The following is a 24,556-nucleotide window of genomic DNA, read 5'->3' as shown; positions in this document are numbered from 1 at the left end:
AGAAGACAAGAGCATGTTCGTCTGGCTCGCCGAATTCAGCGACATCATCCCGGGGCTCAACGTCTTCCGGTACATCACCTTCCGCACGGGCGCCGCGACGGCGACGGCGCTGTTCTTCGTCTTCATGTTCGGCCCGGCCATCATCGCGGCCCTGCGCATCAAGCAGGGCAAGGGCCAGCCGATCCGCGAGGACGGGCCGCAGTCGCACCTGCTGACGAAGAAGGGCACGCCCACCATGGGCGGGCTGATGATCCTGTCCGGGCTCGTCGTCTCGACCCTGCTGTGGGCCAATCTCGCCAATCCCTACGTGTGGGTCGTGCTTCTGGTGACGCTCGGCTTCGGGGCCATCGGCTTCTACGACGACTATCTCAAGGTCACCAAGCAGTCCCACAAGGGCTTTTCCGGCCGTTCGCGCCTCGCCATCGAGGCGCTGATCGCCGGCATCGCCTGCATCGCCATCGTCCTCGTGGCGCGGGCGGACCTGCCGCCGACGCGCGATCTCCTCGCCACCTCGGTCGCCATCCCCTTCTTCAAGGACCTGCTCCTCGACCTCGGCTGGTTCTTCATCGCCTTCGGCGTCTTCGTCATCGTCGCCGCGGGCAATGCGGTGAACCTGACCGACGGGCTCGACGGCCTCGCCATCGTGCCGGTGATGATCGCGGCCGCGACCTTCGGTTTCATCGCCTATCTCGTCGGCAACGCCATCTTCTCCAACTACCTGCAGATCAATTTCGTGCCGGGCACGGGCGAGCTCGCCGTCATCTGCGGCGCCGTCATGGGCGCGGGCATCGGTTTTCTGTGGTTCAACGCCCCGCCGGCGCAGATCTTCATGGGCGACACCGGCTCGCTCGCCCTCGGCGGCCTCATCGGCACCATCGCGGTCGCGACCAAGCACGAGATCGTGCTCGCCATCGTCGGCGGCCTCTTCGTCGTGGAGGCGCTGTCGGTCATCATCCAGGTCGCCTCCTTCAAGCTCACCGGCAAGCGCGTCTTCAAGATGGCGCCGATCCACCATCACTTCGAGCAGCTCGGCTGGACGGAGCCGCAGGTGGTGATCCGCTTCTGGATCATATCGGTGGTGCTCGCGCTCATCGGCCTGTCGACCCTGAAGCTGAGGTGAGACCATGATCCCCGTCACCTCCTTCGCCGGCAGGCGGGTCGCGCTCTTCGGGCTCGGCGGCTCGGGGCTCGCCACGGCCGAGGCGCTGGTGGCGGGCGGGGCTGATGTCGTCGCCTACGACGACGGGGAGATGGCGCGCGTCACCGCGGCCGCGAGGGGCATCGCCGTCGAGGACCTGCGCGACATCGCCTGGGACGGCGTCGCCGCGCTCGTGCTCTCGCCGGGCGTGCCGCTGACCCATCCCGAGCCGCACTGGACGGTGCCGCTCGCGCGGGCGGCCGGCGTCGAGATCATCGGCGACGTCGAGCTCTTCTGCCGTGAGCGGGCGAGGCTCATGCCCGAGGCGCCGTTCATCGCCGTCACCGGCACCAACGGCAAGTCGACGACGACGGCGCTCGTCGCCCATCTCCTCAAGGTCGGCGGGCTCGACGTGCAGACGGGCGGCAACATCGGCACGCCGGTGCTGGCGCTGGAGCCTTTCGCGGCCGGCCGCGCCTATGTCGTCGAGTGCTCGTCCTTCCAGATCGACCTTGCGCCCTCGCTCGCGCCGAGCGTCGGCATTCTCCTCAACATTACGCCCGACCATCTCGACCGGCACGGCACGATGGCGAACTACGCCGCCATCAAGGAGCGGCTCGTCGCCGGCTCCGGGCTCGCCGTGATCAGCGTGGACGACGACTTCTGCCGCGCCATCGCCGGCCGGCGCGTCGCGCTCGGGCGGCCGCTCGAGACCATCTCGGTGGAGCGCATGCTCGAGGAAGGCTGGTCCTGGGAGCCGCATCGCCTGACGCTGCGGGCGGCGGGCCCCGACGATGCCATCGCCGTCGCGGCGTGCATCGACCTTGCCGGCATCGGCTCCCTGCGCGGGGCGCACAATGCCCAGAACGCGGCGGCGGCGGCCGCCGCCGCGATGGCGACGGGGATCGACCTCGGCGTCATCCGCGCGGGCCTTGCGCGCTTCCCCGGCCTCGCCCACCGCATGGAGCAGGTCGGGCGGGCCGGCAAGGTGCTGTTCGTCAACGATTCCAAGGCGACCAATGCCGATGCGGCGGAGAAGGCGCTTTCCGCCTTCGACGGCGGCATCCACTGGATCGCCGGAGGCAAGGCGAAGGAGGGCGGCATCACGCCGCTCGCGCCGCTCTTCCCGCGCATCGCCAAGGGCTATCTGATCGGCGCGGCGAGCGATGATTTCGCCGCGACGCTCGACGGGCGGGTGCCTTATGAGCGCTGCGGCACGCTCGATGTCGCCGTGGCACGGGCGGCGGAAGATGCGGCCGCCTCGGCGGAGGCCGAGCCGGTGGTCCTGCTGTCGCCGGCCTGTGCGTCCTATGACCAGTTCCGCAATTTCGAGATACGCGGCGACCGGTTCCGCAATCTCGTCCTGGCCCTGCCCGGCCTCGTGCCTTTCGCGAAGGAGTGAGCCATGGTGTCGCGCGCAGAACGGACGGTGCTCGCCGACTGGTGGTGGACGGTCGACCGCTTCACCCTCGGTGCGCTCGGCGTGCTCATGGTGGCGGGCATCGTCTTCCTCATGGGCGGTGCACCGCCGGTTGCCGAGCGGCTCGGGCTGCCGACCTTCCATTTCATCAACCGGCAGGTCTTCTATCTGCTGCCGGCCATTCTCCTGCTCATCGGGACGTCGCTGCTGACGCCGCGCCAGGTGAGGCGCATGGCGCTCCTCGTCTTCATCGTCGGCATGGCGCTCATCGTCGCGGCGCTCTACGTCGGCCCGGAGGTCAAGGGCTCGCGCCGCTGGATCTCGCTCGCCGGCATCACCGTGCAACCGTCGGAATTCGTCAAGCCGACCTTCGTCGTCCTCATCGCCTGGCTCTTCGCGGAAGGCGGGCGCCGCCGCGACATGCCGGGAACGATCTTCGCCATCCTGCTCCTGCCCGCGACCATCGTGCCGCTCATCCTGCAGCCGGACATCGGCCAGACCATGCTCGTGACGCTGGTGTGGGCGGCGGTGTTCTTCGCGGCGGGGCTGCACATCTTCTGGGTGGCCGGCATCGGCGGCATGGGCCTTGCCGGGCTCGTCGCGGCCTATGAGTTCATCCCGCACGTGCGCGGCCGCATCGAGCGCTTCCTCAACGACGATGTCGGCGACACGTTCCAGGTGGACATGGCGATGGAATCCTTCGCGCAGGGCGGCTGGCTGGGCAAGGGACCGGGCGAGGGCACGGTCAAGCGCATCCTGCCCGACGCGCATACCGACTTCATCTTCGCCGCCACGGCGGAGGAATTCGGCATCGTCGTGTGCATCGCCATCGTGCTGCTGTTCGCCTTCATCGTCATCCGCAGCCTCATTCTCGCCCAGCGCAACGACGATCCTTTCTGCCGCCTCGCGGTGACGGGGCTTGCGACGCTCTTCGGCATCCAGGCCTCCATCAACATGATGGTGAACGTGCACCTCCTGCCGGCCAAGGGCATGACGCTGCCCTTCATCTCCTATGGCGGCTCCTCGCTCTTCTCGCTCGCCATCGGCATGGGCTTCCTCATCGCCCTGACGCGCCGCAGGCCGCGGGCCGAGATCTACGACGCCGGGCCACGGCGCTGGGGCGAGGCGCGATGAGCAAGGAGCGCTTCGTCCTCCTCGCCGCCGGCGGCACTGGCGGCCATCTCTTCCCGGCCGAGGCGCTGGCGGCGGCGCTCGGCCGGCGCGGCGTCGCGGTGGCGCTCGCGACCGACGAGCGTGCGGCCGCCTATGCCCATCATTTCCCGGCCAGCGAGCGTTTCGTCATCCCTTCGGCAACGCCGTCGCGGCGCTCGCCCTTCGCCGCCGTGCAGTCCTTCGTCACGCTGGCGCGGGGCGTCTGGCGGGCGCGCCGCCTGATGCGCGAGCGCCGGCCGGCCGTCGTCGTCGGCTTCGGCGGCTATCCGACGGTGCCGCCGGTGCTCGCTGCCACCATGGCGATGGTGCCGAGCGTCATCCACGAGCAGAACGCCGTCGTCGGCCGCGCCAACCGCTTCCTCATGGGCCGCGTCACGGCCATCGCCACCGGCTTCGCCGCTGTGAAGGGCCTGAGCGAGGCGGCGCGCGCCAAGACGACGCATACCGGCAACCCGGTGCGCCCCAGCGTCATCGAGGCCGCGGCCGTGCCCTTCCGGCCGCTTGCGGCCGGCGAGCGCCTGTCGCTCCTCGTCTTCGGCGGCAGCCAGGGCGCGCGGGTGATGAGCGACGTGGTGCCGGTTGCGGTCGAGCAACTCGGCGAAGCGGCGCGCGCGCGCCTCCACATCGTCCAGCAGGCCCGGCCGGAGGATCTGGAGCGGGTGCGCGGCATCTATGCGCGCCTCGGCGTCTCCTGCGAGATCGAGCCCTTCTTCAACGACCTGCCGCGCCGCATGGCCGCGGCGCATCTCGTGGTCTCGCGCGCCGGCGCCTCCACAGTGGCCGAGCTTTCCGTCATCGGCCGCCCGTCCATCCTCGTGCCGCTGCCGGGCGCGCTCGACCAGGACCAGGCGGCCAATGCCGCGAGCCTCGGGGCCATCGGCGCGGCCAGCGTCATTGCGCAGGGCGAATTCACGCCCGCCCGCCTCGCGGCGGAGATCGAAGCGCGCCTCGATGCACCCGAGGCATTGACGCAGGCGGCCGAAGCAGCCAAGAGCGCGGGCATCGTCGACGCGGCGGAGCGTCTCGCCGCGCTCGTCATACGCATCGGCAAACTCGCCCAAGAAGAAGCCTCGCAAACGGAGACGACGACATGAAGCTGCCGCGCGAGCTCGGCCCCATCCACTTCATCGGCATCGGCGGCATCGGCATGTCGGGCATCGCCGAGGTGCTCCTCAACCTCGGCTACACGGTGCAGGGCTCGGATGCGAGCGACAACGCCAATGTGAAGCGCCTGCGCGAGAAGGGGGCTTCCGTGTCCGTCGGCCATGCGGCCGAGAACCTCGGCGATGCCGAGGTCGTCGTCGTGTCCACCGCCATCAAGCGCGACAATCCGGAGCTCGCCGCCGCGCGCGAAAAGCGCCTGCCGGTGGTGCGCCGGGCCGAGATGCTGGCCGAGCTGATGCGGCTCAAGACCTGCGTCGCGATCGCCGGCACGCACGGCAAGACGACGACGACCTCGATCGTCGCGACGCTGCTCGATGCCGGCAGCTTCGACCCCACCGTCATCAACGGCGGCATCATCAACGCCTATGGCACCAACGCCCGCCTCGGGGCCGGCGACTGGATGGTGGTGGAGGCGGACGAATCCGACGGCACCTTCCTCAAGCTGCCGGCGGATGTAGCGATCGTCACCAACATCGACCCCGAGCACCTCGACCATTTCAAGACCTTCGACGCCATCAAGGCGGCCTTCCGCTCCTTCGTCGAGAACCTGCCGTTCTACGGCTTCGCGGTGATGTGTATCGACCATCCGACGGTGCAGGACCTCGTCGGCCAGATCGAGGACCGGCGCGTCATCACCTATGGCGAGAATCCGCAGGCGGACGTGCGCCTCATCGACATCGACCTCAACGGCGGCAAGAGCCGCTTCAAGGTGTTGATCCGCGACCGCAAGACGAGCGCCGAGACGGTGATTCCGGATCTCGTCATGCCCATGCCCGGCCACCACAACGCGCTCAACGCCACGGCGGCGATCGCCGTCGCGCACGAGCTCGGCATGAGCGCCGAGGCGATCCGCAAGGCGCTCGCCGGCTTCGGCGGCGTCAAGCGGCGCTTCACCCGCACTGGCGAGTGGAACGGCGTCACCATTTTCGACGATTACGGCCACCACCCGGTCGAGATCGCCGCCGTCCTGCGCGCCGCCCGCGCCTCGACGAAGGGGCAGGTGATCGCGGTGATGCAGCCGCATCGCTATACGCGGCTCAAGGCCCTGTTCAACGACTTCTGCACCTGCTTCAACGATGCCGACGCCGTCATCGTCGCCCCGGTCTATGCCGCGGGAGAGCAGCCGATCGCGGGCGCCGAGCGCGACGATCTCATCGCCGGCCTCAAGGCCCGCGGCCACCGCCAGGCGATCGCCCTCGACGGGCCGCAGGCGCTCGCCTCCATCGTGCGCCGCCTCGCCCGGCCCGGCGACTATGTCGTGTGCCTCGGCGCCGGGACCATCACCAACTGGGCCTATGCCCTGCCCGGCGAGCTCGAGGCGGGGGAGGGGTGATGCGGGAGCGCCCCGTCCACGACCCGCACGAGGCGAGGCCATGAGCTTTCCCGACATCACTGCCGAGCTTGCCGCCGCGATGCCGGGCCTGCGCGGTGCGTTCGTGGCCAATGCGCCGCTTGCGCCGCTCAGCTGGTTCCGCACCGGCGGGCCGGCGCAGGTGCTGTTCACGCCGGCGGACGAGGACGATCTGGCGCTCTTTCTCGCCAACCTGCCGGAGGGGGTGCCGCTCACCGTCATCGGCCTTGGCTCGAACCTCCTCGTGCGCGACGGCGGCGTGCCGGGCGTCGTCCTGCGCCTCGGCAAGGCCTTCGCCGAGGTGAGCGTGGAGGAGGGCAGCCGTGTGCGGGCAGGGGCCGGCGCACCGGACGTCAAGGTGGCGCGCGCCGCTGCCGAGGCCGGCATCGACGGGCTCGCTTTCCTGCGCGGCATCCCCGGCGCCGTCGGCGGGGCCCTGCGCATGAACGGCGGCGCCTATGGCGGAGAGGTCAAGGACGTGCTCGTCGCGGCGCGGGCGCTCGACCGCAGGGGCCGGCGCCACGTGCTCTCCTGCGCGGACATGCAGTTCTCCTATCGCCACGCCGGCGTGCCGGAGGACCTCGTCTTCGTCGAGGCGCTATTCGAGGGGCGGCCCGGCGATCCGGCGGCAATCCTCGCCCGGATGAACGAGATCACCGAGGCGCGGGCCGCGACCCAGCCGGTGAACACACGCACCGGCGGCTCCACCTTCAAGAACCCGGACGGGGCGAAGGCGTGGCAGCTGGTCGACGCCGCCGGCTGCCGCGGACTCAGGATCGGCCAGGCGCAGGTGTCGGAGATGCACTGCAACTTCCTCGTCAATCTCGGTGGCGCCACGGCAACAGAGATCGAGAACCTCGGCGAGGAAGTGCGCCGGCGTGTGCAGGCGCACTCCGGCGTGATGCTCGCGTGGGAGATCAAGCGGGTGGGCGTGGCCTGACGCTGCGCCGGCCCGCGGCCCGGCGCTCCGTTGGCGAGCCGGTGCCGCACCTCGTTGGATAAGGATGCGGGAACATGACCAAACACGTTGCGGTGCTGATGGGCGGCCTGTCCGCCGAGCGCGAAGTGTCCCTCAACTCGGGCAAGGCCTGCGCCGATGCGCTCGAGGGGGAGGGCTACCGCGTGACGCGCATCGACGTGGGCCGCGACATCGCCGCCGTGCTCGACCGGCTGAGGCCTGACGTCGTCTTCAACGCCCTGCACGGCAGCCCGGGGGAGGACGGCACCATCCAGGGCATCCTCGAGATCATGCGCCTGCCCTACACCCATTCCGGCGTGCTGGCCTCGGCGCTCGCCATGGACAAGGCCAAGGCGAAGCTCGTGATGGCGGCCGCCGGCGTGCCGGTGGCGCACGGCGTCGTGGTGCACCGGCGCGAGGCGGCCGAGCGCCATGTGCTGCCGCCGCCCTACGTGCTGAAGCCGGTCAACGAGGGCTCGTCGGTCGGCGTCATCATCGTGCGCGAGGAGCGCTCGCATCCGCCGCAAGAGTTAACGCGGCCCGACTGGCCGCACACCGACTGGCTGCTCGCCGAGGAATATGTCGCCGGGCGCGAACTCACCTGCGCCGTGATGGGCGGCAAAGCCTTGGGTGTCATAGACATCCGGCCGGCGGCCGGCGTCTTTTACGACTATGATGCAAAATATGCGAAAGGTGGCTCGATCCACATCCTCCCGGCAAAAATTAAACCAAAAATTTACCAACAGATCGAAGAGTTGGCGTTAACGGCGCATCAAGCACTCGGCTGTCGTGGCGTCTCCCGCGCCGACTTCCGGTACGACGACCGGCCAGAGGGATCTGGCAAGCTCGTCTGCCTCGAGGTCAACACGCAGCCCGGCATGACCGAGACCAGCTTGGTGCCCGAACTAGCCGCGCATGCGGGGTATTCATTCGGCGAGCTAATGCGATGGATGGTGGAGGACGCCTCCTGCGACCGGTAGGAACGAGAAGCCCCCGCGGGGCGATCTCGGCCGCTGCGGCCATGCCCGCCGGCGCGCTGTTCGCCGCGCCGGAATGGCCACGCCTGCGGCTGTTCCGGGCATTGCGCCGGCGCGGCTACGTGCGCGTCGGCGGCCGCCGTCGGCTGCCGCGCGGCCTCGGCAGCGCGCTCACCATCGCTCTTTTCGCGGGCATCGGTCTCTACGGCGCCTTCGCCGGCGGGCACGTCGACCGGTTCAGGGCCGAGAACGGCACCCTGAGCGACGCCGTCGCCCGCGCCTTCGGCTTCGGCATCAGGCAGGTCGTCATCTCCGGCCTCGCCGAGCTCAGGCCGGCGGAAATCCTCGCCGCGGGCGGCATTTCGCCGAACAGTTCGGTGCTGTTCATCGATCCCGCGGCGGTGCGGCAGAACCTCGAGGCTGTGCCGATGATCCGCGAGGCGTCGGTGCGCAAGCTCTATCCGAACGAACTCGCCATCACGATCACCGAGCGGGAGCCCTTCGCGCTCTGGCAGCGCAACGGCGAGGTCTTCGTCGTCGCCGCCGACGGGACGGTCATCGATTTCCTGAACGATGCGCGCTACACGCGCCTGCCGCTCGTCGTCGGCGACCGCGCCAACGTGCACTCGGCCGACTATCTCGAACTCCTGGACGCCGCAGGCTCCCTGCGCGAGCGAATCAGGGCGGGCTCGCTCATCGCCGGCCGGCGCTGGAACCTCATCCTCGACAACGGCCTCGAGGTGCGCCTGCCCGAGGCGAACCCGACGGCGGCGGTCGCCCGGCTGGCGGAGCTCGAGGAGAGCGACCGCATCCTGGAGCGGGACATTCTCGTCATCGACATGCGCCTGTCCGACAGGGTGGTGATGCGGCTCGGCGTCGAGGCCGCGGCCGCCCGCGCCGAGGCGGCGAAGAAGAAGCCCGCGAGCGGCAAGGAGGCGGACATATGAGCTCCTTGCGCAATGGCCTGACGCCGCGCCTGAAGCCGCTGTCCGCCCGCAAGAGCACCCTCCTGTCGGTGCTCGACGTCGGCACCAGCAAGGTGGTCTGCCTCATCGCCCAGCTGCTGCCGGCGAGCGACAGCGACGTGCTGCGCCGCCGCACGCACCAGGTGCGCGTGCTCGGCATCGGCCACCAGCGCTCGCTCGGCCTCAAGGGCGGCATCGTCGTCGATCTCGAGGCGGCCGAACAGGCGATCCGCCAGGCCGTCGATGCGGCCGAGCGGATGGCCAAGGTCGAGGTGCAGTCGGTCATCGTGAACCTGACCGGCGGGCGGCTCGCCGCCCAGAGCTTCGCCGCCAATGTCGCGACCCGCGGCACGGTGACGAGCGCGGACGTGCATCGCGTGCTCGATGCCGCGAGCGCCCACAGCCTGAAGCCGGGCCGCGTCGTGCTGCACGCCCTGCCAACGGGCTATGCGCTCGATGGGCAGAAGGGCGTGCTCGACCCGGTCGGCATGATCGGCGAGAACCTCGGCGTCGACCTCAGCGTCGTGACGAGCGAAGCTTCCGCCGCGCGCAACCTGATGCTGGCCGTCGAGCGCTGCCATCTCGACGTCGAGGCGATCGTAGCGAGCCCCTATGCGGCGGGCATCGCCACGCTCGTCGACGACGAGGCGGAGATGGGCGGGCTCGTCATCGACCTCGGCGGCGGCACGACGAGCTTCGGCGCCTTCTTCGCCGGCCATCTCGTCCATGCCGACGCGGTCGCCGTCGGCGGCCATCATGTCACCATGGACGTGGCGCGGGGCCTGTCGACGCACCTCGCCGCGGCCGAGCGCCTCAAGACGCTCTACGGCGGCGCGCTCCCCTCCGCGTCGGACGAGCGCGAGATCATCGCGGTGCCGCTCGTCGACGAGAGCGAGCGGGACGTGCCGAACCACATGCCGAAGTCGCATCTGGTGCGGATCATCCGCCCGCGTGTCGAAGAAATCCTGGAGCTGGTGCGCGACCGGCTGAAGGCCGCGGGCTTCGCCCCGGCCGACGGGCGGCGCGTCATCCTGACCGGCGGGGCCTCGCAGTTGACGGGCCTGCCGGAAGTCGCCAGGCGCATCCTGGCCGGTCCGAAAGGCTCGGCCCAGGTGCGCATCGGCCGGCCGCTCGGCATCAAGGGGCTGCCGGAAGCCGCGAAGGGACCCGCCTTTGCGGCGGCGGTCGGTCTGCTGGTCTACCCGCAGGTCGCCCATATCGAGCATTTCGAGCCCAAGGCGGCCCGGACCATGCTCGCGACAGGCACGGATGGTTACCTGTCCCGAATGGGACGATGGTTCAGGGAGAGCTTCTGAGATTGGAGCGGCGCGGCGGCCGCGACAGTCTGGAACCGGAGTGAGAGGGGCGCGCAGCCGGGCGCCGTTTGAGAAGAAGAGGCCACGACCATGGCGATCAATCTGCAAGCCCCGGACATCCGGGAACTGAAGCCCCACATCACGGTGTTCGGCGTCGGCGGCGCCGGCGGCAACGCCGTCAACAACATGATCGAGTCGGGGCTGATGGGCGTCGAGTTCGTCTGCGCGAACACCGATGCCCAGGCGCTCACCAGCGCCCGCGCCCAGCGCATCGTGCAGATGGGTCTGCAGGTGACGGAAGGCCTCGGCGCCGGCTCGCAGCCGGAGGTGGGCCGCGCGGCCGCCGAGGAGGTGATCGACGAGATCCGCGATCAGCTGTCGGGTGCGCACATGGTGTTCATCACCGCCGGCATGGGCGGCGGCACCGGCACCGGGGCGGCTCCCGTCATCGCCCGCGCCGCGCGCGACATGGGCATCCTGACCGTCGGCGTCGTGACCAAGCCCTTCCACTTCGAGGGCCAGCGCCGCATGCGGGTGGCGGAAGCCGGCATTGGCGAGTTGCAGCAGGCCGTCGACACGCTGATCGTCATCCCCAACCAGAACCTCTTCCGCGTCGCCAACGAGAAGACCACCTTCGCCGATGCCTTCGCCATGGCGGACCAGGTGCTCTACTCGGGTGTCGCCTGCATCACCGACCTCATGGTGAAGGAAGGCCTCATCAACCTCGATTTCGCCGACGTGCGTGCAATAATGCGGGGCATGGGCAAGGCGATGATGGGCACGGGCGAAGCCTCCGGCGACGGCCGCGCCATCACGGCGGCCGAGGCCGCCATCGCCAACCCGCTCCTCGACGACGTGTCGATGAAGGGGGCACGCGGCCTGCTCATCTCCATCACGGGCGGCCCGGACCTGACGCTCTACGAGGTGGACGAAGCCGCGACGCGCATCCGCGAGGAGGTCGATTCCGAGGCCAACATCATCCTCGGCGCCACCTTCGACGAGAGCCTCGAGGGCACGATCCGCGTCTCGGTCGTCGCCACCGGCATTGACCAGGAGCTGATTCACAACGCGCAGGACCTGTCGCTGACGGAGCAGCGCATCGCCGAGGTCGCCGAGCGTCTGCGCTCGGAGGCGCGCCAGCGGGCGACGCATCCGGCCGTGGCGCCGCGCCCCGTGGCCATCGAGACGGCGCCGCGCGTCGCCGCCGCGCCGGTCGCGCCCGAGCCGATGCCGGCTCCCGCGCCGGTCGCTGCCCCGGCTCCCGTGGCGGCGCCGGTGGAGCCGATGCCGGCTCCGCAGGCTCCGGCCGCCGAGTTCGTCCAGCCGGTCGCCGAGCCGGCGCCGGCGCCGGTCGCTGCCCCGGTTGCGGCTCCCGTCGCTGCGCCCGTTCGCCAGGAGATGCCGCGTGCGGAACACGTGCGGCACGACGTCATGATCGCGCCGGCCGCCGCGCCGCGCGCTGCCATGGCGGCGGCGATGGCCCCGGCTCCGGCCCCGGTCATGCACGAGCCGGCGCCGCATGAGATGCAGGAGCATTTCATCCCGCCGCAGCCCGAGCGGGCCGTGGTGCGCCCGACGCGCATGCCGCGCGTCGACGAGCTGCCGCTGCCGGTGCAGAACCAGATCCGCGCCGCGCGGCCGGAGCATCAGGACCACGGCGCCGACCACAAGCGCATGTCCCTGCTGCAGCGCATCGCCTCGGTCGGCCTCGGCCGCCGCGACGACCACCAGCCGGCCGCCCCGGCGCCCGCGCCGCAGCCGGTGCGCCAGCAGGCGCCGCAGCCGGCTCCCTCGCCGGTGCACGCCGAATATGCCAAGCGCCCGCAGGCGCAGGGCTACCGGCCGGCACAGGGCGCGCTCGACCCGCACGGCCGCGCCCCCGCGCCGAACCGGACGATCGACGACGACCAGCTCGAGATCCCGGCCTTCCTGCGCCGTCAGGCCAACTGAGCGCCGCCTTCTCGAGGCCATGATCCGACCCCGGGGGCGCGAGCTCCCGGGGTTTTCTTTCGTTAATATTTTTCAAAGGTTTACATGTATCGTGAGGGCCCGACGATCAGTGTAACAGACAGTAAGAAAGCGTGATTTGGTCGCTTTTGGCGGCGCGACTATGTTCCACGCAACTCGCGCGGGATTCGAAACGTCGATGTCGCGAATCACGTGCCTCGGCAAGAGTCGCAAGCCTTGCACTGTCTTGAGTACATCCGCCCGCTCCGGGCGACGGGACCGAAAAGAATGAAAGCCAACGGGCAGACGACGCTTCGTGATACCGTGACCCTGACGGGCAACGGCGTTCATTCCGGCAAGCCGGTGCGGCTCACCGTTCATCCTGCGGACGTCAACCACGGCATCGTCTTCCTGCGGACCGGGCTCACCAACGGCCGCGAGCGGCTGATCGAGGCGCGCCACATCGCCGTGAGCGCGACGGAGCTCTGCACCGTCATCGGCGAAAGCGACTCGGGCGCGGTCGCCACCATCGAGCATCTCATGTCGGCGCTCGCCGGCCTCGGCATCGACAATGCGCTGATCGAGGTCGATGGTCCGGAGATCCCGATTCTCGACGGCAGCGCCGCCCTCTTCGTCGAGGCCTTCGACCGCGTCGGCCTCGCCTCCCAGTCGGCGGCGCGCCGCTACGTGAAGGTACTGCGTTCGGTGCGCGTGCAGCAGGGCAAGGCCTTCGCCGAGCTCAAGCCGCGCGACAAGGGCTTCCGCCTCGATGTCGAGATCGATTTCGACACGCCGCTGATCGGCCGCCAGCGCAAGATCGTCGACCTGTCGGCGACGGTCTACCGGCGCGAGATCGCCAATGCCCGCACCTTCGGCTTCATGCGCGACGTGGAGCGGCTGTGGAAGGCGGGCTTTGCCCTCGGCGCCTCCCTCGACAACACGGTGGCGCTCGGCGAGGACCGCATCCTCAACGAGGAGGGCCTGCGCCATCCCGACGAGTTCGTGCGCCACAAGCTGCTCGACGCGATCGGCGACCTCGCCCTCTCCGGCCTGCCGCTGATCGGCAACTATCACTCCTATTGCGGCGGGCACCGGCTGAACTTCATGGTTCTCGACGCCCTGTTCTCGGACCGCGCGAACTACGCGATCGTCGAGGGCGAGCCCCGGCGCGAGCAGGGCCATGCGGAGATCGCGGGCGGCATCGCCGTGCCGGCCTACGCGCCCGACATCCACTGACGTCCGCTTGCGGCGCCATCGAAACGCCGTTTTCAGCCTCGCAGGTTGCCGCCGTCGAAATCGGCTCGCAATGCTTTTCCAGACCTTGGCGGAAGCGGTGGCTTTGGGTTAAACAGCCCAACCGTCGAGCGATGGTGAGCCGTGGCCGTGGGGCCGCAGTGGAGGAAGGTGAGGTAATGCGCTCTGCATTTTCGTCCAAGACCGCCCGGACCGGCGCGCTGATGCCGAATATCGGCAGGCTGCTCGCATGCGCGGCGCTGGGCCTTTCTCTGACGGCGTGCGACACGCTCTCCTCGCTCAATCCCTTCGAGAAGGACGACAAGTACAAGCCCGAGCTCGTCCCGGACGTGCCGGCCGCGAACCTCTACAACGAAGGCCTCGGCCTGCTCGCCAAGAGCGAGTATCCGGACGCCTCGAAGAAGTTCGACCAGATCGACAAGACCTATCCGCGCAGCGAATGGGCGCGCAAGGCGCTGATCATGAAGACCTACGCCTCCTACGAGGGCGGGGAGTTCAGCGAATCGGTCAACGACGCCCGGCGCTACCTGACGCTCTATCCCAATGGCGAGGATGCGGCCTACGCGCAGTATCTGCTCGCCATGTCCTACTACCGCGAAGTGCCGGACGTGACGCGCGACCAGGAGCGCACGGAAAAGGCGCTCGAGGCCTTCCAGGAGCTCGTCGAGCGCTATCCCCGCTCCGAATATGCCGAGGACGGCAAGTTCAAGCTGCAGGTGGTTCGCGACCAGCTGGCCGGCAAGGAGATGGAGGTCGGCCGCTATTACCTGCAGCGGCGCAACTACACCGGCGCCATCAATCGTTTCCGCGACGTCGTCAGCAAGTACCAGACGACGCGCCACGTGGAGGAGGCGCTGGAACGCCTGACGGAGGCCTATCTCGCCCTCGGCGTCGTCAGCGAGGCGCAGACCGCGGCGGCCGTGCTCGGCCACAACTTCCCCGACAGCCCCTGGTACAAGGACGCGTACAAGCTGCTGCAGAGCGGCGGGCATGAGCCGCGCGAGGACACGGGCTCGTGGATCAGCCGGGCTTTCCGCGGCTTCACGCGTTCCGTGGGGCTCGGCGGCTGATCGCGGCGCGGACGGCATGCTCGTCCAGCTCGCCATCCGCGACATCGTCCTGATCGACAGGCTCGATCTCGCCTTCGATCGCGGCCTCAGCGTCCTCACCGGCGAGACCGGTGCCGGCAAGTCCATCCTGCTCGACGCCTTCGCGCTCGCCCTTGGCGGGCGCGGCGACGGCGGCCTCGTGCGCCACGGCGAGGCGCAGGGGCAGGTCACCGCCGTCTTCGAGGTGCCGGGCGAGCATCCCGCCTGGCAGGCGGCACGCGGCTTCGACATCGCCGAGGACGGCGCGCTCATCCTGCGCCGGGTCCAGCATGCGGACGGGCGCACGCGCGCCTTCGTCAACGACCAGCCGGTCAGCGTCCAGGCGCTGAGGGCGATCGGCGCCGCGCTCGTCGAGATCCACGGCCAGCACGACGACCGGGCGCTTGTCGACGCGGCCACCCACCGCGCCATTCTCGATGTCTTCGGCGAATTGCAGCCCGAGGCTGCGGCGGTCGAAGCGGCCCATGCGCGCCTGCGCGAGGCGCGGGCGGCGCTCGTGCGCCACCGCGCCCGCGTCGAGACCGCGCGCAAGGAGGCCGATTTCCTGCGCCATGCGGCCGAGGAGCTCGAGGCGCTCAATCCGGAAGCCGGCGAGGAGGAGGCTCTCGCCGAGCGGCGCCAGCTCATGATGCAGGCGGAGAAGGTGGCGAGCGACCTCAACGAGGCCTTTGATGCCGTTGCCGGCAATGCCTCGCCCGTGCCGGTCCTCTCCGCCGCCGTGCGCCGGCTGGAGCGGCGCACGCAACAGGCGCCGAGCCTCGTCGAGCCGAGCGTCGCAGCCCTCGATGCGGCCCTCGTCGCGCTCGACGATGCGCGGGCCGCGCTGGAGGAGGCGCTGCGTGCGGCCGCCTTCGATCCGCGCGAGCTGGAGCGGGTGGAGGAGCGGCTGTTCGCCTTGCGGGCCGCGGCACGCAAATACGACGTGCCGGCGGACGACCTCGCGCCCCTGCGCCAGCGCTTCCTGGCCGATCTCGCCGCCATCGATGCCGGCGAGGCGGAGCTCGGCCGGCTCACTGCGGCGGTCGATGAGGCGAGCGCCGTCTATCGCGCGGCGGCGGCGCGCCTCAGCGCCGGGCGCGCGCAGGCGGCGGCCCTGCTCGAAGCGGCCGTCAATGCGGAATTGCCGCCGCTCAAGCTGGAGCGGGCGCGCTTCATCGCCCGCATCGACACCGACGACAGCATCGAGGCGGCGGAAGGCTTCGACCGGCTGGAGTTCTGGGTGCAGACCAATCCCGGCACGCGGCCGGGCCCGCTGATGAAGGTCGCGTCCGGCGGCGAGCTGTCGCGCTTCATGCTGGCGCTCAAGGTGGTGCTGGCGGACAAGGGCTCGGCGCCGACGCTGATCTTCGACGAGATCGACACAGGTGTCGGCGGCGCCGTGGCCGATGCCATCGGCCAGCGCCTGAAGCGCCTCGCGGCGCGGGTGCAGGTCGTCGCCGTCACCCACGCCCCGCAGGTCGCCGCGCGCGCCGCCAACCATCTCCTCATCGCCAAGGAAGCGGCGACCGCCGACAAGGTGGCGACGCGCGTGACGCCGCTCGCCGAGCGCATGCGCCAGGAGGAGATCGCCCGCATGCTCGCCGGGGCAACCATCACGGACGAGGCGCGCGCCGCCGCGGCGCGGCTGCTGGAGACGGAAAGCTGAGCGCCTGAAGGCCAGGCGCGCAGCCGCTCCAATCCCTCCCGCAAGGTTAAGGCAGCAGCACCGTGGCGCCGGTCGTCTGCCGGGATTCGAGCCGGCGATGGGCCTCTGCGGCCTCGCTCAGGGGCAGACGGGCGTGGACCGGGATCGTGACCACGCCGCTCGCCACCACCTCGAACAGCTCCCGGCTCATGGCGAGCACGTCCTCCCGCGTCGCGAGATGGTCCGGCAGCAGCGGCCAGGTGGTGAAGAGCGAACCCTTCCGCGCCAGGAGCATGATGTCGAAGGGCTCGATCGGCCCCGAGACGGCGCCGAAGCTGACGAAGGTGCCGAAGCGCCGCAGGCAGTCGAGCGACAGGGGAAAGGTCGCCTGGCCGATGCCGTCGTAGACGACGTCGCAACCGCGGCCGTCGGTGATCTCCCTGACGCGGGCCGCGAAATCCTCGCGGCGGTAGTCGATGACGTGGTCGCAGCCGTTGGCCCGCGCGAGTTCCGCCTTCTCCGGCGAGCCGGCGGTGCCGATGACCGTCGCGCCGAGATGCTTCGCCCATTGGCCGAGGATGAGCCCGACGCCGCCAGCCGCGGCATGGACGAGCACCGTATCGCCGGGCGCGACGCGGACGGTACGGCGCAGCAGATATTGCGCCGTCAGGCCCTTCAGCATCATCGCCGCGCCCGTCTCGTAGCCGATCGCCTCGGGCAGGTGCACGAGGAGGCGCGCCGGCACGATGCTCTCCTCGGCATAGGCGCGCGGCGTGTCGACGTAATAGGCGACGCGGTCGCCGGGGGTGAATTCGCCGACACCCTCGCCGACGGCGACCACCTCGCCGGCGCCCTCATTGCCCGGCGTGAACGGCAGCGCGGGCGGGGGATAGGCGCCGGAGCGGTAGTAGACGTCGGTGAAGTTGAGGCCGACGGCGCGGTTGCGCACGCGCACCTCGCCGGGGCCCGGCAGGCCGATATCGACTTCCTCACGGGTGAGCACCTCAGGCCCGCCGTGGCGGTGGACACGGATCGCTTGCATCGTTCTGTCTCGTCTGGTTGCGCTGAAGCTTCGCCCGGGCTCGACAGCGAGATAGCGTGACGCGAGCCATCATTGTAGAGTGATGACGATGAGATCAGAGTTCAGCCGGAATGATACCTGAGCAAATCGGCCTCGACCTGCTGCGCACCTATGTCGCCGTGTGCCGGCAGGGCAGCCTCAGCAAGGTCGCGGCGCAGACGGGGCGCGCCCAGTCGGCGCTCAGCATGCAGATGCGCCGGCTCGAGAGCCTCGTCGGACGGCAGCTGTTCCAGCGCACCGGCCGCGGCGTGGTGCCCACCGCCGAGGGCGAGGTCCTTCTCGGCTACGCCACCCGCATCCTCGCCCTGAGCGAGGAGGCCCTGTCGCGCCTGCGGCAGGCGGAGATCAGCGGCGTGGTGCGCATCGGCCTCGCCGAGGAGGTCGCGACCGCGACGCTGCCCGCGGCGCTCGGCCGGCTCAACCGGGCCTATCCCGACATACGCCTCGACGTGGTGGTCGAGCATGCGCTCGCGCTCGGCCGGCTCTGGGGGGAGGGGGAGCTCGACGTCGCCATCGCGCCGACCTCCGCCGTCGCCGGCGATGCCGTGGTCACGTGGAACGTCGCGCTCGAATGGATGTGCGCCGTGGATTGCACCCCGGATCCGTCGCGCCCGCTCGATCTCGTCGCCTTCGCGGCGCCGTGCCTGTGGCGCCAGCGCATGCTGGAGGCCCTGGTCGCCCTCGGCAGGGAGCATCGCATCACCTTCACCAGCCAGAGCATCACGGCCCTTGCGGCGGCGGTCGAGAACGGGCTCGGCATCGGCCTCCTGCCGCCGGAGAGCCTGCGCACGGGCGCGCTCAGGGTGCTGAAGCCCGCCGCCGGCGTGCCGGAGCCGCTGACGGTCCAGTACGGCCTCTATGCCCGCGACCGGCGCTCGGCGGTCGTGGACGCCGCGGTGGGCGTGCTTGTGGAGGGTCTGCCCGTGCTGCCGGTACGGACGAGCGGTGCGAATGGTCCTGCGGGCGGACTGAACGGCGAAGGGCGGGTGGCGATGACGAGGTAGGTGAAGACGGCCCGCTTTGTCATATAGTCTGCGCTCCCCGAATCCATGAGCGCGACGCCCATGTCCGAACGTTCTTCGTCCTCCACAGCGGGTGCTTCCCTGCGCGACGTCGCCGTCGAGGTATTGACGCCGCGGGAGGCGAAGCGCGAGCACGCGATGCTCGCTACCGAGCTCGCCGAGCACGACCGCCGCTATTTCGGCGAGGATGCACCTACCATCTCCGATGCCGACTACGACGCCCTGCGGCGCCGCTACGAGGCACTGGAGGCACGCTTTCCCGACCTCGCCACCGACGAGAGCCTGACGAAGAAGGTCGGCACCCGGCCGAGCGAGAAATTCGCCAAGGTGCGCCATCGCGTGCCCATGCTGTCGCTGTCGAATGCCTTCGCCGACGAGGACGTCGCGGAATTCGTCGTGCGCATCCGCCGCTTCCTGGGCCTCGCCCCCGACGCGCCGCTCGCCATCACGGCCGAGCCGAAGATCGACGGCCTGTCCATCAGCCTGCGCTACGAGAAGGGCCGCCTCGTCACGGCCGCGACGCGCGGCGACGGCGAGGAGGGCGAGGACGTGACGGCGAATGCCCGCGTCGTCGACGCCATCCCCAAGGAGATCGACGCCGCCGACATGCCCGAGGTGTTCGAGGTGCGCGGCGAGGTCTACATGCGCCATGCGGATTTCGCGGCGATCAACGAACGCCAGGCCGAGGCCGGCAAGCCGCTCTTCGCCAATCCGCGCAATGCCGCTGCCGGTTCGCTGCGCCAGCTCGACCCCGCCGTCACCATGCGGCGGCCGCTCGCCTTCTTCGCCTATGCCTGGGGCGACGTGTCGGCCCTGCCGGCCGACACGCAGATGGGGGTGGTCGAGGCGCTGGGGCGCTGGGGCTTTCCCGTCAACCCGCTGATGAAGCGCTGCGACGGCGTCGAGGATCTGCTCGCCCGTTATCACGCCATCGAGGCCGACCGGGCCAATCTCGGCTACGACATCGACGGCGTCGTCTACAAGGTCGACAGCCTCGCCCTGCAGCAGCGCCTCGGCTTCGTCTCGCGCTCGCCGCGCTGGGCCATCGCCCACAAGTTTCCGGCCGAGCGGGCGATGACGGAACTCATCGACATCGAGATCCAGGTGGGCCGCACCGGTGCCATGACGCCGGTGGCGAAGCTGAAGCCCGTCACGGTGGGCGGCGTCGTCGTCGCCAATGCGACGCTGCACAACGAGGACTACATCCGCGGCATCGGCGGCGACGGCCAGCCGATCCGCGGCGGCATCGACATCCGCATCGGCGACACGGTGGAGATCCAGCGCGCCGGCGACGTCATCCCGCAGGTGCTCAGCGTCGTCATGGACAAGCGCCCGCCCGGCTCCGAGCCCTACCGCTTCCCGACCACGTGCCCGGCCTGTGGCAGCCATGCGGTGCGCGAGATCAACCCCCGCACGGGGCGGGAGGACGCGGTGCGGCGCTGCACGGGCGGGCTCACCTGCCCGGCGCAGGCCATGGAGCGGCTGAAGCATTTCGTGTCGCGCAACGCGCTCGACATCGACGGCCTCGGCGACAAGCAGATCGAGCTCTTCTTCCGCGAGGGGCTGGTGCACGGCCCGCAGGACATCTTCACCCTGGCCGAGCGCGATGCGACGGGCCTGAAGAAGCTGAAGGACCGCGAGGGCTTCGGCGAGACGAGCGTGCGCAACCTCTTCGCCGCCATCGAGGCGCGCCGGCAGGTGCCGCTCAACCGCTTCGTCTTCGCGCTCGGCATCCGCCACGTGGGCGAGACGACGGCGAAGCTCCTCGCCCGCCACTACGGCACCTTCGAGGTGCTGCGCGCGGCCCTGATCGCCGCCCGCGACCAAGCCTCGGAAGCTTGGGCGGAACTCAACGCCATCGACGGTATCGGCGAGGTGGTGGCGGAGGCGCTGGTGCAGTTCTTCGCCGAACCGCACAACGAGACGACGCTCGATGCGCTGCTTGCGCAAGTGACGCCGCAGGAGATGGAGCGGACGGCGACCATCGAGAGCCCCGTCGCCGGCAAGACGGTGGTTTTCACCGGCACGCTCGTGCGCATGTCGCGCGACGAGGCCAAGGCCATGGCCGAGCGCTACGGCGCCAAGGTGGCGGGCTCCGTCTCGAAGAAGACCGACCTCGTGGTGGCTGGGCCGGGGGCCGGCTCCAAGCTCGCCAAGGCGCAGGAGTTCGGTGTCGAGGTCATCGACGAGGACGGCTGGTTCACGCTGGTGGGGGCGTGAATCGCGCCCTTTCGTCGCTCGGCATATGAACATCGAGGCCTTGATCCTCCCCCGCATGGGGGAGGTGGCGCTGCGTAGCAGCGACGGAGGGGGCGAGCGGCAGATATCAAGAGCGCCGTCCCCGGCCTCGCCCCCACCCGTCTCGCGCGGTCGAGCTCGGGCTTGTCCGAGTTCGACACCTGAGGAAGCCGAAGTCGGATAGATCCGACTTCGGACGGCGCGATCCACCCTCCCCTCAAGGGGAGGGATCAATTGCGCTCGTTCATATGTGAGTACCTTGGCGTGAAGCGCTCCCGCCCTTTCCTCCGGCGGCGACACGGTCTAAGACACGCGCATTCTCCATCTGAAAGCCTGCCCCATGCTCGAAGGCCTGCCGCCGCACAAGCCCACCCATTCCATGCGCCTTGCCGCGGACGAGGCGTCCGCGAAGGCCATGGTCGAGCTCCTCGGGGAGTTCTTCGATCCGGCCGAGACGGCGGTGGCGGCCTTCGAGGCGGCGGACGGACGCTGGCACCTGGAGGTCTATTTCTCCAGTGCGCCGGACGAGGCGGCGATCCTGAGCCTGCTGCGCCCCATCGTCGGCGATGCGGTGGACGCGGCGGTTTTCGCGCCGATCGAGGTGAAGGACTGGGTGAGGGCGAGCCTCGAGGGCCTGAAGCCCGTGCGGGCCGGGCGCTTCCTCGTCCACGGCAGCCATGACCGGGAGGTCGTGCGGGCGAACGACATCGCCATCGAGATCGACGCGGCGCTCGCCTTCGGCACCGGCCATCACGGCACGACGCTCGGCTGCCTCCTGGAGCTTGTTGCGGAGCTGAAGCGCGGGCGCCCGCGCCATGTTCTCGACGTCGGCACCGGCACCGGCATCCTTGCCATCGCCGCGGCGCGGGCGCTGCACGAGCCGGTGGTGGCGGGGGACATCGATCCGGTGGCCGTCGCGGTCGCGCGCGCCAACGCGAGACTGAACGGCGCGCGCGACCACGTGCGGCTTTACGCAGCGCCGGGCGTGCAGCACCGTCTTGCCGCCCGCGCGGGTCACTACGATCTCGTCTTTGCGAATATCCTTGCCCGGCCGCTCAGGCTTCTCGCGCCGTCCCTGCGCAAAGTGCTTGCCCCGCAGGGCACCTTGGTGCTCTCGGGGCTGCTCGTCCGCGATGTGCCGGGGGTCGTCAGCGCCTATGCCTCGCAGGGGCTGGCGCTCGTCAGGCGTGCCGAGCGTGAAGGCTGGGCGACGCTGGTTCTGAGGCGGGGAGGCGCTGCCCCCCGCCCGCGTCGATGAAAGGCCGCTGTCAGTAATCGATGGCCGGGTAGCGGCGACGCATCTCGCGGCGCATGGCCTGCGCCTCAGCGACGATCTCGGCCATCGTGACCGTAAAACGGCCGATTGCCCTCAGGATGGTCACGATGAACATGTCTGTTGCCTTTCGATCGATGTGAACCGGCTGCGCAGTCCCTCGCCTCAGCGGGCGAAGGGCAGGGCGCCGGACTTGCCGAGGCTGACCTTGTCGAGGTCCGCGTCCTTCAAGGTCAGCGGGCCGTAGATCGCCTCGAGGCGGCGGATTTCCCGGTCGGCAGCGCGCATGCGCGCCTCGACGAGGGCATTGAGGATGCGCTTGAAGACACCGGTCTTCTTGGGCGCTACATAAGCGATGTCGGTCGTAACGTAAGCCATGGGTCCATCTCCGCACGTTGGAGGACAGCCCGGGAACGCTTCCTCGCGTGTTTATGGTCGCAATATAGGGAATGCTGCATGTGCGAAGAAGATGGGTCAGCGCATATGACCTATGCATGCTGATCGGGCCTGTTCGCGGGATGCTTGCCAGAGCAGCGTGAGGTGCATGACAATTGTGCGACGCTGCCGCCGCATTGGGCGCGCGAAGCCCAAAAACCGGTTACATATGAAACATTTGCATGAGCGAGCCCGAAGCTGATGAGGCAGAGCCGCTTTCAGGCCTTCGACAACGATCGCGACCCGGCGGCCTGCGGGCCGCGTCTTGCTGCGCTGCGGCATGAATTGCGCCGCCGGGGCCTCGACGGCTTCGTCGTGCCGCGCGCCGACGAGCACCAGGGCGAATACGTGCCGCCCCATGCGGAGCGGCTCGCCTGGCTCACGGGCTTCGCCGGTTCGGCCGGCACGGCGGTGGTGCTCCTGGACAAGGCGGCGATCTTCGTCGACGGGCGCTATACGCTGCAGGTGCGCGAGCAGGTCGACACCGAACTCTTCGGGCCGGTCGCGAGCAACGAAACGCCGCCTTCGGCCTGGATCGGCGAGAACCTGCCGGAGGGGGCGAAACTCGGCTACGACCCATGGCTGCACACGCCGGCGGCGGTGGACAGGCTCGCCCGGGCGGCCGAGGAGGCGGGCGGCACGCTGGTGCCGGTGGCCGACAACCCCGTCGATGCCATCTGGAGCGACCGCCCCGCGCCGCCGCGCGCACCGGCGCGGCCCTATCCGCTCGTCTTCGCCGGCATCTCCGCGGCCGACAAGCTGTCGCAGCTCAACGAGAAGCTCGCCAAGGCGCGCAGCGATGCCCTCGTCGTCAGCGACCCGCATAATCTCGCCTGGCTCTTCAACCTGCGGGGGGCGGACGTCACCCATACGCCGCTGGCCCTCGGCTATGCGCTCGTGCCGCGCGAGGGCAGGGCGACGATCTTCATGGACGAGGGCAAGATCGGGGCGGAGTTGCGCGAGGCGCTGGCGCCGCTCGCCGATATCGCCCCTCCTGACACTTTTCCCGCCGCGCTCGCCACGGCGGCGGCCGGCGGACGGCGTGTGCGGCTCGACGCGGCGACGGCGGCGGCGGCCTTGCGCGAGACGGTGAACGCGGCCGGTGGCACGGCCGATGTCGGCGATGACCCGATCAGCCTCATGAAGGCGGTGAAGAACGAGGCGGAGAAGGCCGGGGCCCGTGCCGCGCAGCGCCGCGACGCCGTGGCCGTCGCCCGCTTCCTCGCCTGGTTCGCCCGCGAGGCGCCCGGCGGCGGCCTCACCGAGATCGACGCCGCGGTCGCGCTGGAGAATTTCCGCGCCGAGACGAATGCGCTCGTCGACATCTCCTTCGACACCATCGCCGGCGCCGGGCCGAATGCGGCCCTGCCGCATTACCATGTCACGATGGCGAGCAACCGCCGCATCGGCGAGGGCATCTTCCTCATCGATTCCGGCGCGCAATACGAGGACGGCACGACGGACATCACGCGCACGCTCGCCGTGGGCACGCCGAGCGCCGAGATGCGCGAGCGCTTCACCCGCGTGCTCAAGGGTCACATCGCCATCGCCACGGCGGTCTTCCCCAAGGGCACCAGCGGCGCGCAGCTCGACAGCTTCGCCCGCCGGCCGCTGTGGGAGGCGGGGCTCGACTTCGATCACGGCACGGGCCACGGCGTCGGCGCCTTCCTCTCGGTGCACGAGGGGCCGCACCGCATCTCCAAGCTCGGCACGACGCCGCTCGAGCCGGGCGTCATCCTCTCCAACGAGCCAGGTTACTACAAGGAAGGCGAATACGGCATCCGCATCGAGAACCTCGTCCTCGTCGAGGAGCGGGACATGCCCGGTGCCGACCGGCCGATGCTCGGCTTCGAGACGCTGACGCTGGCACCGATCGACCTCGCGCTTGTCGAGCCTTCGCTGCTCACCGACGAGGAGCGTTCCTGGCTCGACGCCTACCACGTCCGCGTGCGCGAGGCGCTGACGCCGGCGCTGGAAGGCGCGGACCGGGAGTGGCTGGAAGAGGCGACGCGGGCGATCGGGGGCTGACCCTGCCTTGAGCAGGGCTGCCCGGCTCCGAGCTTCCCCTCCCCCCGCGGGGGGGGGGGGGGGGGGGGGGGGGGGGGGGGGGG

Annotated in this window: 20 protein-coding genes; 17 read left to right on the top strand and 3 right to left on the bottom strand. The window is 70.0% G+C overall.

The window, feature by feature from the left end:
* Nucleotides 1-13: 13 nt before the first annotated feature.
* From mraY to recN, 13 genes are all read left to right on the top strand, one after another.
* Nucleotides 14-1,120: a phospho-N-acetylmuramoyl-pentapeptide-transferase gene (gene mraY / locus GGR16_RS14655; protein ID WP_019403409.1), complete on the top strand. Its 1,107-nt coding sequence runs from the start codon at nucleotides 14-16 to the stop codon at nucleotides 1,118-1,120.
* Nucleotides 1,121-1,124: 4 nt separating this feature from the next.
* Nucleotides 1,125-2,540, top strand: a complete 1,416-nt coding sequence (murD, locus tag GGR16_RS14650) for a UDP-N-acetylmuramoyl-L-alanine--D-glutamate ligase (protein ID WP_183317055.1) — start codon at nucleotides 1,125-1,127, stop codon at nucleotides 2,538-2,540.
* A gap of 3 nt (nucleotides 2,541-2,543) precedes the next feature.
* Nucleotides 2,544-3,692, top strand: coding sequence for an FtsW/RodA/SpoVE family cell cycle protein (locus GGR16_RS14645; RefSeq protein WP_183317054.1), 1,149 nt, complete (start codon nucleotides 2,544-2,546; stop codon nucleotides 3,690-3,692).
* Nucleotides 3,689-4,825 (top strand): undecaprenyldiphospho-muramoylpentapeptide beta-N-acetylglucosaminyltransferase, encoded by a 1,137-nt coding sequence (murG, locus tag GGR16_RS14640; RefSeq protein WP_019403406.1) that lies wholly within the window; start codon nucleotides 3,689-3,691, stop codon nucleotides 4,823-4,825. The genes GGR16_RS14645 and murG overlap by 4 nt, the downstream gene beginning before the upstream one ends.
* Nucleotides 4,822-6,228, top strand: a complete 1,407-nt coding sequence (murC, locus tag GGR16_RS14635) for a UDP-N-acetylmuramate--L-alanine ligase (RefSeq protein WP_183317053.1) — start codon at nucleotides 4,822-4,824, stop codon at nucleotides 6,226-6,228. The genes murG and murC overlap by 4 nt, the downstream gene beginning before the upstream one ends.
* A 40-nt stretch (nucleotides 6,229-6,268) precedes the next feature.
* Entirely contained in the window at nucleotides 6,269-7,186 is a 918-nt protein-coding gene (gene murB / locus GGR16_RS14630) for a UDP-N-acetylmuramate dehydrogenase (protein WP_183317052.1), read from the top strand.
* A gap of 74 nt (nucleotides 7,187-7,260) precedes the next feature.
* Nucleotides 7,261-8,184: a D-alanine--D-alanine ligase gene (locus GGR16_RS14625; RefSeq protein WP_019403403.1), complete on the top strand. Its 924-nt coding sequence runs from the start codon at nucleotides 7,261-7,263 to the stop codon at nucleotides 8,182-8,184.
* A 41-nt stretch (nucleotides 8,185-8,225) separates the two neighbouring features.
* A complete protein-coding gene (locus tag GGR16_RS14620) occupies nucleotides 8,226-9,128 on the top strand; it encodes a cell division protein FtsQ/DivIB (RefSeq protein ID WP_019403402.1) in 903 nt (300 codons plus the stop codon).
* On the top strand, nucleotides 9,125-10,462 hold the full coding sequence (ftsA, locus tag GGR16_RS14615; RefSeq protein ID WP_019403401.1) for a cell division protein FtsA: 1,338 nt from the start codon (nucleotides 9,125-9,127) through the stop codon (nucleotides 10,460-10,462). Before GGR16_RS14620 ends, ftsA begins: the two co-directional genes overlap by 4 nt.
* Before the next feature lie 90 nt (nucleotides 10,463-10,552).
* Nucleotides 10,553-12,412 carry a cell division protein FtsZ gene (gene ftsZ / locus GGR16_RS14610; protein WP_183317051.1) on the top strand — a complete coding sequence of 620 codons (1,860 nt, stop codon included), beginning with the start codon at nucleotides 10,553-10,555 and terminating at the stop codon, nucleotides 12,410-12,412.
* Nucleotides 12,413-12,697: 285 nt separating this feature from the next.
* Nucleotides 12,698-13,645: a UDP-3-O-acyl-N-acetylglucosamine deacetylase gene (gene lpxC / locus GGR16_RS14605; protein WP_183317050.1), complete on the top strand. Its 948-nt coding sequence runs from the start codon at nucleotides 12,698-12,700 to the stop codon at nucleotides 13,643-13,645.
* 221 nt (nucleotides 13,646-13,866) lie between these two features.
* Nucleotides 13,867-14,733, top strand: a complete 867-nt coding sequence (locus tag GGR16_RS14600) for an outer membrane protein assembly factor BamD (protein ID WP_050996525.1) — start codon at nucleotides 13,867-13,869, stop codon at nucleotides 14,731-14,733.
* 16 nt (nucleotides 14,734-14,749) lie between these two features.
* Nucleotides 14,750-16,417, top strand: coding sequence for a DNA repair protein RecN (gene recN / locus GGR16_RS14595; RefSeq protein WP_183317049.1), 1,668 nt, complete (start codon nucleotides 14,750-14,752; stop codon nucleotides 16,415-16,417).
* Nucleotides 16,418-16,463: 46 nt separating this feature from the next.
* On the opposite strand, the gene GGR16_RS14590 is transcribed toward recN, so the two are convergent.
* On the bottom strand, nucleotides 16,464-17,438 hold the full coding sequence (locus GGR16_RS14590; RefSeq protein ID WP_183317048.1) for a quinone oxidoreductase family protein: 975 nt from the start codon (nucleotides 17,436-17,438) through the stop codon (nucleotides 16,464-16,466).
* Between the two features lie 110 nt (nucleotides 17,439-17,548).
* On the opposite strand from GGR16_RS14590, the gene GGR16_RS14585 reads away from it, so the two are divergent.
* The 3 genes from GGR16_RS14585 to GGR16_RS14575 all read left to right on the top strand — a co-directional run bounded on the left by GGR16_RS14585 (nucleotide 17,549) and on the right by GGR16_RS14575 (nucleotide 21,995).
* The gene (locus GGR16_RS14585; RefSeq protein WP_183317047.1) at nucleotides 17,549-18,481 is read left to right on the top strand and encodes a LysR substrate-binding domain-containing protein; all 933 of its coding nucleotides are present in this window, start codon (nucleotides 17,549-17,551) and stop codon (nucleotides 18,479-18,481) included.
* A gap of 60 nt (nucleotides 18,482-18,541) precedes the next feature.
* A complete protein-coding gene (gene ligA / locus GGR16_RS14580; RefSeq protein WP_183317046.1) occupies nucleotides 18,542-20,719 on the top strand; it encodes an NAD-dependent DNA ligase LigA in 2,178 nt (725 codons plus the stop codon).
* A 358-nt stretch (nucleotides 20,720-21,077) separates the two neighbouring features.
* A complete protein-coding gene (locus GGR16_RS14575; RefSeq protein ID WP_183317045.1) occupies nucleotides 21,078-21,995 on the top strand; it encodes a 50S ribosomal protein L11 methyltransferase in 918 nt (305 codons plus the stop codon).
* Nucleotides 21,996-22,005: 10 nt separating this feature from the next.
* On the opposite strand, the gene GGR16_RS26430 is transcribed toward GGR16_RS14575, so the two are convergent.
* Nucleotides 22,006-22,128: a hypothetical protein gene (locus GGR16_RS26430; protein WP_019402720.1), complete on the bottom strand. Its 123-nt coding sequence runs from the start codon at nucleotides 22,126-22,128 to the stop codon at nucleotides 22,006-22,008.
* A 47-nt stretch (nucleotides 22,129-22,175) separates the two neighbouring features.
* A complete protein-coding gene (locus GGR16_RS14570) occupies nucleotides 22,176-22,388 on the bottom strand; it encodes a hypothetical protein (protein ID WP_019402719.1) in 213 nt (70 codons plus the stop codon).
* 258 nt (nucleotides 22,389-22,646) lie between these two features.
* On the opposite strand from GGR16_RS14570, the gene GGR16_RS14565 reads away from it, so the two are divergent.
* The gene (locus GGR16_RS14565) at nucleotides 22,647-24,473 is read left to right on the top strand and encodes an aminopeptidase P family protein (RefSeq protein WP_183317044.1); all 1,827 of its coding nucleotides are present in this window, start codon (nucleotides 22,647-22,649) and stop codon (nucleotides 24,471-24,473) included.
* Nucleotides 24,474-24,556: the final 83 nt, after the last annotated feature.

It is taken from the genome of Chelatococcus caeni (assembly GCF_014196925.1).
In the GTDB taxonomy this organism is placed as follows: Bacteria; Pseudomonadota; Alphaproteobacteria; order Rhizobiales; family Beijerinckiaceae; genus Chelatococcus_A; species Chelatococcus_A caeni.
This window is presented reverse-complemented; position numbering and strand designations above follow the sequence as displayed.

Excerpts from the sequence above, each read along its gene's own strand:
- mraY (WP_019403409.1), top strand. The coding sequence starts at position 14 with ATGTTCGTCTGGCTCGCCGAATTCAGCGACATCATCCCGGGGCTCAAC.
- murD (WP_183317055.1), top strand. The coding sequence starts at position 1,125 with ATGATCCCCGTCACCTCCTTCGCCGGCAGGCGGGTCGCGCTCTTCGGG.
- GGR16_RS14645 (WP_183317054.1), top strand. The coding sequence starts at position 2,544 with ATGGTGTCGCGCGCAGAACGGACGGTGCTCGCCGACTGGTGGTGGACG.
- murG (WP_019403406.1), top strand. The coding sequence starts at position 3,689 with ATGAGCAAGGAGCGCTTCGTCCTCCTCGCCGCCGGCGGCACTGGCGGC.
- murC (WP_183317053.1), top strand. The coding sequence starts at position 4,822 with ATGAAGCTGCCGCGCGAGCTCGGCCCCATCCACTTCATCGGCATCGGC.
- murB (WP_183317052.1), top strand. The coding sequence starts at position 6,269 with ATGAGCTTTCCCGACATCACTGCCGAGCTTGCCGCCGCGATGCCGGGC.
- GGR16_RS14625 (WP_019403403.1), top strand. The coding sequence starts at position 7,261 with ATGACCAAACACGTTGCGGTGCTGATGGGCGGCCTGTCCGCCGAGCGC.
- GGR16_RS14620 (WP_019403402.1), top strand. The coding sequence starts at position 8,226 with ATGCCCGCCGGCGCGCTGTTCGCCGCGCCGGAATGGCCACGCCTGCGG.
- ftsA (WP_019403401.1), top strand. The coding sequence starts at position 9,125 with ATGAGCTCCTTGCGCAATGGCCTGACGCCGCGCCTGAAGCCGCTGTCC.
- ftsZ (WP_183317051.1), top strand. The coding sequence starts at position 10,553 with ATGGCGATCAATCTGCAAGCCCCGGACATCCGGGAACTGAAGCCCCAC.
- lpxC (WP_183317050.1), top strand. The coding sequence starts at position 12,698 with ATGAAAGCCAACGGGCAGACGACGCTTCGTGATACCGTGACCCTGACG.
- GGR16_RS14600 (WP_050996525.1), top strand. The coding sequence starts at position 13,867 with ATGCCGAATATCGGCAGGCTGCTCGCATGCGCGGCGCTGGGCCTTTCT.
- recN (WP_183317049.1), top strand. The coding sequence starts at position 14,750 with ATGCTCGTCCAGCTCGCCATCCGCGACATCGTCCTGATCGACAGGCTC.
- GGR16_RS14590 (WP_183317048.1), bottom strand. The coding sequence starts at position 17,438 with ATGCAAGCGATCCGTGTCCACCGCCACGGCGGGCCTGAGGTGCTCACC.
- GGR16_RS14585 (WP_183317047.1), top strand. The coding sequence starts at position 17,549 with ATGATACCTGAGCAAATCGGCCTCGACCTGCTGCGCACCTATGTCGCC.
- ligA (WP_183317046.1), top strand. The coding sequence starts at position 18,542 with ATGTCCGAACGTTCTTCGTCCTCCACAGCGGGTGCTTCCCTGCGCGAC.
- GGR16_RS14575 (WP_183317045.1), top strand. The coding sequence starts at position 21,078 with ATGCTCGAAGGCCTGCCGCCGCACAAGCCCACCCATTCCATGCGCCTT.
- GGR16_RS26430 (WP_019402720.1), bottom strand. The coding sequence starts at position 22,128 with ATGTTCATCGTGACCATCCTGAGGGCAATCGGCCGTTTTACGGTCACG.
- GGR16_RS14570 (WP_019402719.1), bottom strand. The coding sequence starts at position 22,388 with ATGGCTTACGTTACGACCGACATCGCTTATGTAGCGCCCAAGAAGACC.
- GGR16_RS14565 (WP_183317044.1), top strand. The coding sequence starts at position 22,647 with ATGAGGCAGAGCCGCTTTCAGGCCTTCGACAACGATCGCGACCCGGCG.